Origin of the sequence: Natranaerofaba carboxydovora (genome assembly GCF_022539405.1) — a bacterium.
GTDB classification, from domain to species: Bacteria; Bacillota; Natranaerobiia; order Natranaerobiales; family Natranaerofabaceae; genus Natranaerofaba; species Natranaerofaba carboxydovora.
On sequence record NZ_CP054394.1, the window covers coordinates 1,376,826 to 1,391,004 of the forward strand.

Genomic DNA, 14,179 nt, shown 5'->3' on the forward strand with positions numbered 1-14,179 from the left:
AATGTATTACATCAAAACAAGATAAGCTTTATTTCCTTTATCATTATAGAGGAGGGATTTGCATATCATTTTGGTCATCATAATACCTCTTCCTCTTTCTTTTTCATGATTTAGGTCCATATCATCTTTTGTTTTTTGCCAATCAAAACCTGCCCCTTCATCTTCCACTATTGCGAGTAGATAATCATTTGTTTCTATTATCTCTAAGTAAGCATTTTTTTCAGGATTAAATTTGTTACCATGTTCAATTGCATTAACTACTAACTCATAAAGTCCCTGAAAGGTTATCTCATTGTCTTCGCCTAATAATTCTATAATATAAGGATGAACTTCAGAGTAAAGTCTGTTTATTTCTTCTAAGGTGCTATTAAAAGTCCATCTTTTAGTTTTTTTATCATCCTGTTCATTTTGGATTATCAGATAGGATATATCATCAAAGGTCTCTAGATTACCAAAATTAAAATTTCGAAACTCTTCTTTCATTACCTGCTTAATATATTCAGGGGGATATTTACTGTTTTCAAAGAATATTTTATTTTTCCTATTTAGAAAAAGCTCATTTTCTACCATATGCTCGGACAATCCGTCTGTATTAACAAAAATTGTAGATCCTTTCATTAGCTTTGCGACCTTTGGCCCAAAACACATAGCTTCAATATCGATTGTATTAGATATAGGAGGCCCTTCGCTATTTAGTTCAAGATATTTATCTTCTTTAGCACAATTACTGTAATACATAAGTATGGGTTCCTGAAATCCAGCCCCGGTATAACTAAGTTCGTAAGTTTCTAAATCCAAAATTCCTATAATAATGCTGATAAAATAATCATCCGGGTATTCATCTTGTTTAAACTGTTTGTACAAATGCTCTAGTATTTTCCCTACACATATGTTATCAGGCTTTAAGGTAATATAACTGTCTATAGCTTCCTTAATGAATGCACTAATTAGAGCTGCTTCAATTCCATGACCTGTAACATCAGATAGATAAAAAATTAGCTTATTATTAATTTTTGTAAAATTATAAAAGTCTCCTCCCATAATTTTTGCAGGTTGATAATAAGCAGCAATTCTGATACCTTCTATGTCAGGTAAGCTTTGTGGTAAAATTGCCTTATGGATTTTTTGGGCTTTGTTAACTTCTTTACCGAGTTTTTCATACAAATTTTCTGCTTCTAGTTTTTTAATTTCCAATTCTTTTTGATTTTCTTTTAACTTATGTTCTATTTCTTTTCGATCAGTTATATCCAAAAATGAACTCAGATAATTGTAGTTATCTAATTTAGTCACATGAATATCCATCCATCTACTTTTCCCCTGTTTGGTAATAACTAACACTTCTCCACTTGTATATCCTTTTTCTTGTAAAATATTCATGCTTTGTTTAACTTCATCGATGTATCTTTCATCTGTAAGATCCAATAGATTAAAATTTAATAATTCTTCTCTAGAATAGCCAAGTAGTTCATGCCCTTTAGTGTTTGTATCTATATAATTACCATTTTGATCTATCAGGTGTATCCCAGCAGGTGAATTATCAAAGTATTTTTTTAGGAGCTGTTGATTTTCTTTTAATTTAGCTTCGGCATTTTTATATTCAGTCACATCTGTGATGTATCCATGCCAGATAACACTGCCATCTAGTTGTTTTTCTGGTCTTGCACTTCCTTTTAACCATCTTGTACCTTTAGATGGTAAGTTTACCCTGTATTCTTGTTCCCAGACTGTCATTGTATTGTATGATCTTTCTATTGAACTAACAACTTCATTGTAATCTTCTTTATGTAACCTTTCATAAACTTTGGTAGCATCAGTTTTTATCTCTTCGGGTTTTACCTCATAGATATGCCATATTCCATAACTAGCAAAAGGAAAACATGATGTACCGTCAAGAAAAACCTGATACTGATAAATGGCGCCAGGAACTTGCTCGGATAGTTTTTCCAAAAGTTCATCTCGTTTTAGTAATTTTTCTTCTGTTCTTTTTTGATCAGAGATATCAGTAGATACACCCAATGTACCAGATAAATCGCCTTTATCATCAAACAAAGGTTCTAAAGTAAAAATAGCGGGAAACATTTCACCATTTCTTCTGACGAGTTCTGTTTCAATGGTAAAGCCTTTTTTGTCAAATTTAAGTTTTTCTATATACTCGGATAATTTTTTTGCATCTGAAGGCTCATGAAGTGGGCTTACACATTTTCCTATAACCTCTTCTCTATTATAGCCAAATGTAGTCTCAGCCCCGGGGCTAAACTCTTCGATTGTTGAATTTAAGTCAGTAACTATTAATGAAACACTTTTGGCAGCACTTACTATTGAGCGAAACTTTTTTTCACTTATTTTTAAAGCTTTTTCTATCTCTTTTTGTTTTGTAATATCTCGACCTGAACCGATAATTTTAATCACTGTATTATTTACAATTACCGGAGACAAAACAGTATGATAGATTTTTTTGTCTTTTGATAGCTGTAATGTTTCTTCATAATCAATTTTTTCTTTAAGCCTACAGCATCTTGTATAGTTTTCAACTACTTGTTTGGCTGTTTTTTTGTCAAGGACTTCATAAGGAGTTTTCCCTCTAAGTTCTTCTAAAATTAAGCCTGTCAATTCTTGATGCTTTTTGTTATTTCTTTCAAAGTAAAAAGTCTTTTCATCTTTTACATTTATTACAAATACAGCATCATGTGTGTTTTCCATAATTATTTCATATTCTTTTGAAGAAGTTATATCTCTAAAAATAGTGGTAAAATAACCTGGTTTATGACTATATGCAGAAATTTCATACCAACGTCCAAGGGGTTTTGAGTACTGTTGAAATTTATCACTAATTTCACCATTTAATGCAATTTCACCATACTTTTTTATCCAATCAAAACCATTATCTTTAATATCCGGCAGCACCTCTGTGACTTTTTTATTAATAATTTTATCTTTTAACAAACCAGTCATTTCTTCAAAAGCAGGATTAACATCAAGGAAAATATAATCAGTGGACACACCATTATCATCTGTAACTATTTGATGATATGCAAGGGCATCCGGGAAATTTTTTATCATTAAATTATAATAATCTTTTGAGATATTATCTTCAGACACATAATCACCCCCAAATTAAAAAAATTAAAAAAATTTAATCGTTAGATTAGTTGATAATAACTAAAGCCCGGTTACAATAACATCAAGTAACCGGGCTTATAAGTAAATATTAATTAAATATAATTAAGTCACATAATGCTTGTAAACTTTAAATTATAATTCTAATCGCGTTTTTAATCACGCTTTGCTATATTTAATTAATAACATTATAATAAATTTTGTAGATTTTATCTATACAAATAACAAAATAAATAACAAATTAATCAAATATATTTTAAGAAAATTTCTACTAACTCAGGGTCAAATTGTTTCGCGGAACATCTTTTGAACTCATCTATAATTTCTTCCCGAGAAAGAGATTCTTTGTAGGGTCTTCCACTGCTCATAACTTCATAAGCATCTGCTATAGCAACTATACGAGCTAATATAGGTATTTTCTCACCTTTTAATCCCCGGGGGTAACCACTTCCATCAAAGCACTCGTGATGTGCAAGAATATCTTCTGCTATATGGGCGTATTCTTCTGTAGCTCTCACTATCCTATATCCTGTTTCTGGATGCTTCTTTATAATATCCCATTCTTTTTCTGTTAAAGGTTCTTTTTTCATCAATATATCTTTAGATATATTGATTTTACCTATATCATGTATTTTAATTAATTGTTTTAACCTTTCAAGGTCAGTATTAGAAAGTTTAGTATCCTGAGCGATTTTCAAAGCTATATCTTGCATTCGTCGGGCATGTTCTTTGGTTTCATAGCTTTTAGCTTCCAAACCTTCTAGTAATGAATTTATAATATTCCTTTTAGTTTCTTTACTTTCTTCAAGTTTATTATTGTACATTATATCTTCTGCTTCCTGAATAATTAGTTCCCAACTTTTGTCAAGTTTATCCTTTATTACAGCTCCTAAAGATAAGGAGACAGGTATATTCTCTACGTAAGTGTCTTTGCTATTTTCTTTTATTCTTTTACTGATATTGTCCGTGTCTTCTTTTGTGACTTGAGGAAGAAAGATTACAAATTCATCGCCACCCCAGCGAGCAATTATATCTTCTTTTCGACATGAGTTTATTAAAATTTTAGCTGCATACTTTAGCATATCATCGCCTACTTTGTGTCCATAGGTGTCATTAGTCAACTTTAACCCATTTAGGTCAACCATTATAATCCCAATTGGCAGCTGTCTTTTAGTCTCTAGTCTTTTCATCTCTTCTTCCAAAAAGCGGCGATTATAAAGGCCGGTTAGACTATCATGAAAACTTAAATAACGTATTTTTTCTTCAGCTTCTTTTCGTTTGGTGATATCAAAAATAACCATTACTATACCATCAATTGTCCCTTTATAGTCTCGTTTTGGAGCAAGAGAAAAATTTACGGATATATTTGAACCATCTTTTCTAAAACAACTAAGTTCCAAATCTTTTGTGATATTACCTTCTAAAGCACTTTCACAATAACTGTATAAAATATTATCCGGATCATTAAGGTATAAAAATAGTTCTTTTTCTATTACATCTTTTTCGGACCATCCAAGGAGGTATTCAGCAGCTGAACTCCAACTTTTTATATAAAAATCTGTATCAATAGAGATAACAGAAACTGGAGAAGCATGGAGAATAGTTCTGTATTTTTCTCCTAGTTCTTGTAAATCTTTCTTATCCTTTATCTGGGATGTTAAATCCGTTCCGTTTAAGATATGATATTTTATAACACCATCTTTTACATTTAAAGCATTATATTTCCATAATATTGTCAAGACTGTATCGTTTTCGTTCTTGTTTATAAGTTGAGTTTCCAGTTCGAGAGGGTATTGATCTGGCCTGAGCATCGAAAAAAAAGATTTATACAATTCTTTTTCTTCAGGTAAACAAAAAAGTTCCCAGTAATATTTGCCCCTTGCTTTTTCTAATTCAAATCCTGTTATATTTTCACATGCTTTATTGTAATACTCAATTTTACCTTTTTGGTCTAATATTATTATAAGATTATCTAAATAGTCGGTTATAATAGAGTAAAAATTGTATTTATTATCAGTATCTTTATTATTCATAAGTTCTACCTCCAAATATATGAATATCTATTCTAAAACCTTGGTTATAGTTAGATTAAGATGTTTAGAAAGGTCGAGATCATAAGGACTTGGATGAGGGGCTAAGTCTTCACCTACATATATAATTCTTACCACCGGCCGAAGGGTTAGTTCAGAGTTGTTAGCAATTACTAGGCCGCTTTCTTTATTACTTAACAAAACGTGGGTTCCTATAGGATAAGCGGCAATACAAGTAAGAAAATACTTTAATATTTCTAGATTGAAGTTAGTTTGGCCCCAACTCGCTAACATTTCTACTGCTTCATGTGGTTGATAAGCATTTCTATATGGCCTTACTGATGTCAAAGCATCATACACATCTACAACACCTGCAATCTGTGCCAAATAATATATTTTTTGGTCTTTTAAACCTTGAGGATAGCCCTGCCCTTGAAAACGTTCATGATGTTGTAAAATTATTGCACCAGCGCGGGAATCAAAGATTGATGTGTTTTTAAACATTTCATACCCGTAGATCGGATGTCGTTTGATAGATTCGTACTCTTCTTCAGTTAGGTTACCACTTTTATTAATTATAGCTTCTGGTACAGCTGCCATTCCTATGTCATGGAGTAAAGTTCCTGTTGATAAGAGTTTTAGATTTTCATTATTTAAGTTCATTTTTACCCCTACAAGAGTTGCTAGAACACAACAGTTAACACTATGTGCAAAAACATATTCATTAAGTGTTCTTAAATCTTGAAGCTGCGCTGTCAGTTCTTTGTTTTCTAAAAGTTCTTCAATAATCTGAGAAACTGCTTTAACAATATCATTATCTCTTAGGTTAATTCCTTTTTTCTTTGAGGTACTCTTTGAGGTACCCATTTGTATATCATTCATAATATCCGAAACCAAAGAATGTGCTTCGCGGCGTGTTTCATCCGTTATTATATCATTTACTTCAATATCTCCCATTCTGCTATCCTGGATATAAATTTGATTTATCCCCAGCTGTTTTAAATATGTTAAATACTGTGGTTTTATTTCCACTCCTGCTTTTAATAGTACTTGACCATTACTTCCAAAGATGGATTTTGCTAATGTCATTCCTGTTCGCACAGAGTCTAATGAAACTTTTCTCAAAACAAAATCACCTTCTCTTTCACTGGTTAAATGCGTTTATATATCTTCCTTCTTATATAACTTTCAAAAATATATCTACTAGTTCAGGATCAAACTGGGTGCCTCTGCATCTTTTAAATTCTTTAACGATTTCTTCAGGGCTCATAGGGGTTTCATTCTTCATTTGTTAACTTTTCTTTTTTGGTAAGTATACTTTCAGGCATGTTTATTTTACCTATGTCATGTAAGGTTATCAAAATTGATAAGCGGTTAAGTTCAGATATGGGAAGACCAAGCTTTTTACCTATTTTTCTAGCCACTTCTTGCATCCTGCGGGTATGCTTACTCGTCTCGAAGCTTTTTGCTTCTAATGTTTTTAACATATTATTTAATACAGCACTTCTAGCACTTTTGCTTTCGACTATCTTCTGTTTATACATATCATCTTCTGCTTCTTTCATTATAGTTGTTAAGCTTTTGTTAGCCTGGTTCATAGTTGAATTTCCTAGTGCCATGGAGATAGGAATATCTTTTACAAAATTATTTCGGCATTTATCTATAACAAAATTGCAGATATCATTTGCTTCTATTTCTGTTGATTTTGGAAGAATAATAACAAACTCGTCTCCTCCCCATCTTGCTATTAAACCTTTTTTCCGGCAGGATTCTTTTAATATTTTTGCAGCTCTTTTTAATACTTCATCTCCAATTTTATGTCCATAAGAATCGTTAATCATCTTCAAACCATTGAAGTCAGCCATTATAATACTTAAAGGTATTTGTTTTTCATTAATTAGCTCTTCAAAATTTTCTTTTTGTCAATAATAACTTCAAGACATATTATAGGATCAGGAAATTTTTCAAATAGAGATAAGATCCTTTGTCATTCCATCACTCCTCATTTCCCACATAAATAAGTAAAATAAACTATAGTCAACATAATGATGTTTTTATTTAAATATAAATAATTCTACTTTATTGATATAAAATCCTGCTAAAACTTGGTAATATATCACAATCTTTTTGGATTTTTTTCAAATATTGACAAAAAATAACCACCTCGATTAGGTGATTATTAATATAATTTTATTTTGTTGTAAAAATATTAATATTTACTTGCTAGTAATCTTTTTAGGTAAAAATTTGCTTAATTTTTTGTACATGCTATCAGGAACTTCACTTTCTAATTCATAACTAGACAAAAAATGTGTAACTAATAATAAGAATATTAACTCATGAGAATTAAGCTGTACTTTTGGAATTTCTATATCGCTCACTAATCTTAAGCCATTACAGTTTTTGATAGGAATTCCTGCATCTTCAATGATATTAACATCTCTTCTAATAGTTCTTTCTGATACCTCAAACTCTTCTGCCAGCTCTTGGTATGTTATTCCGGGCTTATTCCTTACAATTTCAACAACTGACATAACTCTTAATAAGCGATCTAGTTTCATATTAACACCCCACACCCCAGTTAAAATTATTAGATTAGTTAGCTACATTATTTTAATTCTTTTCTATATGGTAAAATCCTCCTAGAACATCAAGTATTTTTTAAAATTTTCAAAATGATTTTATAATTAAGTTAAGTTTGACTTTTATTAATATTTGCGCAAGTTAACACTAAAAAAGCAGGTGACTTAACATATTTTGGCGAATATATTAAAATAAAATATTTCAAAATCTAAAAAGAAAGTGTGGTGATGTTAATGAATATTTTAGTTTGTACAGATGGTTCAGAACAAAGTTTTAATGCTATCAAAAAAACTGCAAAAATTGCAGAAAATTTAAAAGAAGCCACCATATCTATCCTATTTGTTTTTGACCCTGCCCCATTAAACACAGAAACTGAAGGATTATCAATCAGTAGGGTTCAAACCATTAAAAGCGAAAGAGGTCAAGAGGTACTTGAACAAGCAGAGGAGTTATTAAACAAATATAATATTAATATCGCAAACAAAATAGTTAGAGAAGGGCACCCGGTTAATGAAATTACAGATGAAGTCTCTCAAAACAATTATGACCTAGTAGTAATTGGCAATAGAGGAATAGGTAGAATCCAGAGTATGTTTTTGGGAAGCGTGAGCAGTGCTGTCGCCCAAGAAGCCAAAACTGACGTTATGATAGTCAAAAAGTAACAGATAATGTTAGTATCCCTACTATATGTTTTGGTCAGTTGACTAATTTGTATAGGATCCTTTTCCCAGGTTATTTAGCGGATAATACAATCAATCCGCAAACTTCTGGGTAAACATAATACCGTGCCTTCCACCCTGAACAGCACCTATACCTACACGCTTAAACTCTGAACGTAGTATATTTTCTTTGTGACCGGGACTATCCATTAGTCCCTGGTGTGCCATTGGCACTGAAGGGGCAACAGCAAGGTTTTCACCTGCATAAATATAATTCACCCCACCATCAGACATCCTATCAAAAGCTGTGACCCCTTCTGGGCCTACGTGGGAAAAATATCCCCTCTGAAACATGTCTTTAGAGTGCTTTCTTGCAACATCTCTTAATGTTTCATCCATAACTAGTTCTTGTTGTCCTCTTTCCTCTCTTTCTTTATTTACGAGCTGAAGCATTTTTTCTTCTGCTTCTGGGTCAACTTCTGGGTTTTCAACTGTATAATTAAGCTCTATAAACTCATCCTCTGTTGTCTGAATTGTAAAAAATCCTATTGCATGTCTAAGTGGCTCTCCAAAAATATTACTTCCGATAGTGGTGATAACAGTAGAATATTCCAAAAATTTAGGTCCAAAATGGGACTGTTCAGCCCTTTGAGAGGTAAATACCGGTACCGGCATTGAGATAAGAAGTGCAACTACAAGGGTTATTATAATCAAACCCTGTAAAAAACCAGGTATAACCCCAAGGGTTTTGTTTACAGTTGAGTCCCGCAACAGTTTTGGAACCAGTCGGTATATAAATAATGAAATTAAATTATATAAAACTGAAACCACAGCCCATATTATCAAAAAGGCTATAGCTCCTGAATAAATTTGGGAGATACCAAGCTCCTCAATAAAACTTCCCAGTGGAATATAAAAAATCAGTGCAGCTAAAACTGAAACAATAATTCCCCCAAGTTCTATTACAGAGGATATAAAACCTCTCTTTGCACCTATAACAATAAAAACTACTATGAAAGCTATAATTAATATGTCAAAAATATTCATTTATTATGCTCCTTTCTTGACTACAATATTATTTTAGAGCATTATTATGAACAAAATCAAATAAATTTATTATTTTCATAAATTTATTTACAAGTTTAGGGAACTGCCTTCAGATGAATATAATTCATGTTGATTATAATTCTTAAAGAAGGATTTTAGTTGATTTATTAGAAAGTTAACTATTATATTATTAAGCTTGTATTAGATCATGTTAATGGGGGGATTTAAATTGATTTATGACTTAGTTTTGAAAAACGCCAGAATTGTAGATTATAGCAGCCAGTTAAATGATATTATGGACATTGGAATTAAAGATAATAAAATAATAGAAATAAGTAGGGATATTATAACTACCTCTAAGAATCATATTGATCTATCAGACAAAATAGTGATTCCAGGAATTATAGATGTTCACGTACATATATCTAGTTTATTAGGTGGTCCTGAAGGACACAAAATGATGGCGAAGTCTGGTGTTACTACCGCAATAGATTTTGCTGGACCATTAGAAAGTGTGATCCATTCCTTATATAACAAAGGTAGTGGACTAAATATTGGCTGCTTAGAGTCGTTAAGGCCAGGGTATAATTTGTCATCTGATGCTGACAAATCACAAGTTAAAGAAGTTATTGATGACACTCTTAAACAGGGAGCTATGGGAATAAAAATTATGGGTGGTCACTACCCTTTGAGTAAAGAAACCACTAAGTATATATTTGAGTATTGTAATGAGAAAAAGGTTATAATCGCATTTCATGCAGGAACTCTTTCTTCTAGAAGTGATTTGAGAGGATTTAGAGAAGCTGTAGAATTAGCAGGAGATTACCGTGTTTATATCCCTCATGTAAATAGTTATTGTAGAGGGATGACAAAAGAACCTCTCGATGAATTAAAGGAATTGCTCCAAGAATTGAGCAGTAACGACAATATCATCTCCGGCTCTTACCTGGCCAAAATAAATGCAACTAGTGGTTACTGTACTAACGGAGAGCCCCTGAGTAAAGTAACACAGAACTGCCTAAAAATAGGAGGATATGACCTAACTAAAAAGGGGTTAGAAAAAGCAATTACAGATGGCTTTGCTATGGTTAATGCTATCAAAAATGATGAAAAAATATTACTCAAAGGCGAAAATGGAGTTCAGTACTGGCTAGATAATAAGACTGATACCACTGTAAGTTTTCCCGTTAATTTGATGGATGTTGCGTATCTTTGTGCAACATCAAAAGATAAGAATGACGAATTCATAGTCGATATGATCTCTACTGACGGTGGTGGGATTCCACGTAATGTGTCATTACATCAGGCGTTATTACTTGTTAAGTTTGGTGCTTTTAGCATATTAGATATGGCTAATAAGATGAGTTACAAACCAGCAAAAGTTTTTGGATTTGAGAACAAAGGTTTTATCAAAGAAGGTGCTGATGCAGACTTAACAGTTATTGATTATGACAAAAACAATGCTTATATGACAATTGCTGGTGGAAATATAATCATGATTGACGGTACTGTTATTGGAGAAAAGGGTACATTATATACTACTGATTTTTGTGATAAAGAATTTGGTAACATAAAAACATCAAAAATCGATAGAGATTCGTTCTATTTAGATGCCTAATACACAACCAATTCTATGAGGGTTTTGTAGAGAAATGAATGAAATATTCTATAGTTTATATTAACATAGACTTGAGGTGATAAAAATTAATATTTTATTAATTATAATAATCTTAATTAATATAACAGGGTTTGTTTTAATAGGCTTAGACAAAAAAAGAGCGGTAAAAAACAAATGGAGAATACCAGAAAAAAATTTATTATTTATAGCTGTAGTTGGTGGTTCACCAGGTATTTTTATTGGCATGAAAGTATTCAGGCACAAAATTAATAGAAAAGTTTTTAAATACTTTATTCCATTTTTAATACTGCTTCACCTGTTTGTATTTAAAAAATTATTTGAATATCATGCAGGGATTTTTTAAAAAAAATATAATTTAATTATGAAAATAATTTAACTCAAACTAAAATATGGAGGTAGAACTTATGAAAACATTAGAGCGAATCAGTAAAGTTGCAGGAGATTATTTTGCAGTGTGGGTTATTATTGTTGCTGTATTAGCTTTTTGGGCGCCAGCCTCATTCCAGGGCATACCTGAGAGAATACCTCTTTTACTTGGAATTATTATGTTTGGTATGGGAATGACCTTAAAAACTGAAGATTTTAAAAGAGTTCTATCACAACCTAAGTCAATCATTGTTGGAGTTATAGCTCAGTATACTATAATGAGTCTAGTTGCTTTTGCTTTAGCTACTATAATGAACCTGCCACCAGAACTTGCCGTTGGGATGGTCCTTGTTGGTACCTGTCCCGGAGGAACAGCGTCTAATGTAATGGCTTATCTTGCAAAAGGAAATGTTCCAGTTTCTGTATCTATGACTTCTATATCAACCATTCTTGCACCATTACTTACACCAATCATTACATTGGCTCTTGCAGGTCAGTGGCTTCCTGTAGCTGCTGGTGATATGTTTATTGAGATAGTTCAAATAGTAATATTACCTATTGTGCTTGGTATTATTGTTAGAAGTTTATTCAGCAAAATTGTTGAAAAAGCTATTAAAGTCTTACCATTAATAAGTGTTCTTGCTATCGTCGCTATAGTAGGTGGTGTTGTTTCTGTAAATACAGAAGAGCTAGTTACAAGTGGCGTCTTAATTTTTCTTGCAGTTATTTTGCATAATATTATTGGGTTATTTATTGGATATAGCATTGGTAAATTCTTTGATATAGATGAAGCATCAAGAAGAGCAATATCTATCGAAGTAGGTATGCAAAACTCTGGTCTTGCATCATCTCTTGCCATGGCTCATTTTAGCCCATTGGCTGCTTTACCAGGTGCAATTTTTAGTGTTTGGCATAATATTTCTGGTCCACTTCTTGCTACTTATTGGGCAAGAAAATCGGATAGAGAATAAGCATCTTTCATTATTTTAAGTTGTAAGATTTCAATTTGATAAGGGGCTGTCCCAAAATTTGGGGTTTAGCCCCTTATTTTTTTATGTTCTTTTAAGTTTTTTTAATAGTATCTTTGTTATTGCCTCGTTTTCATTTGAATTTAATTACAAACTATCTCCAAAATCTTCTTTAAACTTTTGATAAAGTTCATCTGGCCAATCAGTAATTGGCTTTAACCTTCCAAAGAAAAACCTTAATACCCTTGGCTCATCAACAAATTTTAGCCCGCCAATTAACTTACGATTTTCATAAAGCCAGGCAATACGATCAACTGCATACTTGATTTGAGACAGTGTAAAGACCCTTCTAGGCAAAGCTAAACGGAGAAGCTCCATATGAGCGAGAGTATCATTTCCATCTTTATCTCTTTCTTCAGATAATGTACCACGCTCCATCCCACGAACTCCGCTTACAAGATAAAGGGCAGAAGCAAGTGCGCCAGCAGGATACTTGCTTTGGGGGATATGATCAACAAATTCAATAGCATTCAAGTGACAACCTAAGCCTCCCGGTGGTGTTACAACAGGAACTCCTTTTTTCTCTAGCTCTTCAGTCATATATTTTATGAATTTTGGTCCTTGTTCTATAATCCCTTCATCCATAGTTTCATCAAGTCCAACAACAATTGCTTCCATTTCGCGAACTGACATACCACCATAAGTAAGAAACCCTTCATAGAGAGGAACGTATTCACGCATCTGCATATAAGCTTCTTCATCATTCATGCACATGCCACCGCCACGGGCACAGCCAAGCTTACGAGCTGAAAAATAAATTATATCCGAAAGGTCAGAAATAGCCTTAGTTATCTCTTTTATACTCATGTTTTTACACTTTTCTTCTCTATTTTTTATGAAATATAAGTTATCCTGTAACAAACTAGCATCTAGTACAAGTTTTAAGCCAAAATCATCACAAACTTTTCGTACTTCTTCTAAGTTTTGAAGTGAAAAAGGCTGCCCACCTATAAGATTAGCGCCAGCCTCCATCCTTACAAATGGAATTTTATCAGCACCCTTTTCTTCTATCAAATCACGTAATTTTTTAATATCCATATTGCCTTTAAATGGGTTTTCACTTTTTGCAACTAAAGCTTCATCTAAAAATAGTTCCTCTACAATGCCACCGTTAATAGTAATATGTGCTTTAGTGGTAGTGAAATGGTAATTCATAGGTATAACTGAATCCTGAAAAACGTAATTTTGAGATAATATATTTTCACATGCTCTACCCTGGTGCATTGGCAAAAAATATTTTTTACCAAAGAGTTCTTGTATTTTGTTTTCTAATCTTGTAAATGTTTCAGACCCTGCATAACTATCATCAGCCTGCATCATTGCTGCCTGCTGATTATCACTCATGGCATTGACTCCACTATCAGTTAGCATGTCTAAGTAGACATCGCGATTTTTTAACAAGAAAGTATTGTAGCCAGCTTCATTGATTGCATCAAAACGCTTTTCAATTGGAAGCAAATTTAGTCTTTGTACTATTCTAACTTTGTGCATTTCAAGAGGTACATTTTCCCCGTAAAAGAATTTGACATTGTCGTCCATTTATATTCACTCCTGTCTTAAATTATTAAATACACTGCTGAAATCATGACCAAAATTCTATAATTATAAAGTTTTTTCCTTCTAATAAAGCAAATAAAGCAAAAATTCAGCGCATGGTTCATTAACCGGGAGGAAAAATAAAAATAATCAGCGAAATATAGCAGGGTACAT

11 protein-coding genes are annotated in these 14,179 nt (G+C 32.4%); 4 read left to right on the top strand and 7 right to left on the bottom strand.

The features are described from left to right. Positions 1–6 precede the first annotated feature (6 nt). The 5 genes from ACONDI_RS06620 to ACONDI_RS06640 all read right to left on the bottom strand — a co-directional run bounded on the left by ACONDI_RS06620 (position 7) and on the right by ACONDI_RS06640 (position 7,708). Positions 7–3,099: a PAS domain S-box protein gene (locus ACONDI_RS06620; RefSeq protein ID WP_241080676.1), complete on the bottom strand. Its 3,093-nt coding sequence runs from the start codon at positions 3,097–3,099 to the stop codon at positions 7–9. A 263-nt stretch (positions 3,100–3,362) separates the two neighbouring features. Next, the gene (locus tag ACONDI_RS06625; RefSeq protein ID WP_241080677.1) at positions 3,363–5,150 is read right to left on the bottom strand and encodes a sensor domain-containing diguanylate cyclase/phosphohydrolase; all 1,788 of its coding nucleotides are present in this window, start codon (positions 5,148–5,150) and stop codon (positions 3,363–3,365) included. 27 nt (positions 5,151–5,177) lie between these two features. Then, complete coding sequence (locus ACONDI_RS06630) at positions 5,178–6,272, bottom strand: HD-GYP domain-containing protein (RefSeq protein ID WP_241080678.1); 1,095 nt, start codon at positions 6,270–6,272, stop codon at positions 5,178–5,180. Positions 6,273–6,424: 152 nt separating this feature from the next. Further along, the gene (locus ACONDI_RS06635) at positions 6,425–7,045 is read right to left on the bottom strand and encodes a diguanylate cyclase (RefSeq protein WP_277397845.1); all 621 of its coding nucleotides are present in this window, start codon (positions 7,043–7,045) and stop codon (positions 6,425–6,427) included. A gap of 318 nt (positions 7,046–7,363) precedes the next feature. Continuing rightward, a complete protein-coding gene (locus tag ACONDI_RS06640) occupies positions 7,364–7,708 on the bottom strand; it encodes a helix-turn-helix transcriptional regulator (RefSeq protein ID WP_241080679.1) in 345 nt (114 codons plus the stop codon). A 255-nt stretch (positions 7,709–7,963) separates the two neighbouring features. Between ACONDI_RS06640 and ACONDI_RS06645 the strand changes: the two genes are divergently transcribed. Continuing rightward, entirely contained in the window at positions 7,964–8,392 is a 429-nt protein-coding gene (locus tag ACONDI_RS06645) for a universal stress protein (RefSeq protein WP_241080680.1), read from the top strand. 90 nt (positions 8,393–8,482) lie between these two features. On the opposite strand, the gene ACONDI_RS06650 is transcribed toward ACONDI_RS06645, so the two are convergent. Beyond that, positions 8,483–9,436, bottom strand: coding sequence for a CvpA family protein (locus tag ACONDI_RS06650; RefSeq protein ID WP_241080681.1), 954 nt, complete (start codon positions 9,434–9,436; stop codon positions 8,483–8,485). Positions 9,437–9,665: 229 nt separating this feature from the next. Here ACONDI_RS06650 and ACONDI_RS06655 point away from each other — a divergent pair, with 229 nt between their 5' ends. The 3 genes from ACONDI_RS06655 to ACONDI_RS06660 all read left to right on the top strand — a co-directional run bounded on the left by ACONDI_RS06655 (position 9,666) and on the right by ACONDI_RS06660 (position 12,412). After that, the gene (locus ACONDI_RS06655; protein WP_241080682.1) at positions 9,666–11,054 is read left to right on the top strand and encodes a dihydroorotase; all 1,389 of its coding nucleotides are present in this window, start codon (positions 9,666–9,668) and stop codon (positions 11,052–11,054) included. A gap of 76 nt (positions 11,055–11,130) precedes the next feature. Beyond that, positions 11,131–11,418, top strand: a complete 288-nt coding sequence (locus tag ACONDI_RS15750; RefSeq protein ID WP_338086472.1) for a DUF1294 domain-containing protein — start codon at positions 11,131–11,133, stop codon at positions 11,416–11,418. Positions 11,419–11,479: 61 nt separating this feature from the next. Next, the gene (locus tag ACONDI_RS06660) at positions 11,480–12,412 is read left to right on the top strand and encodes a bile acid:sodium symporter family protein (RefSeq protein WP_241080683.1); all 933 of its coding nucleotides are present in this window, start codon (positions 11,480–11,482) and stop codon (positions 12,410–12,412) included. 144 nt (positions 12,413–12,556) lie between these two features. On the opposite strand, the gene ACONDI_RS06665 is transcribed toward ACONDI_RS06660, so the two are convergent. Then, on the bottom strand, positions 12,557–14,008 hold the full coding sequence (locus ACONDI_RS06665; RefSeq protein WP_241080684.1) for a tryptophanase: 1,452 nt from the start codon (positions 14,006–14,008) through the stop codon (positions 12,557–12,559). Between the last annotated feature and the right edge of the window lie 171 nt (positions 14,009–14,179).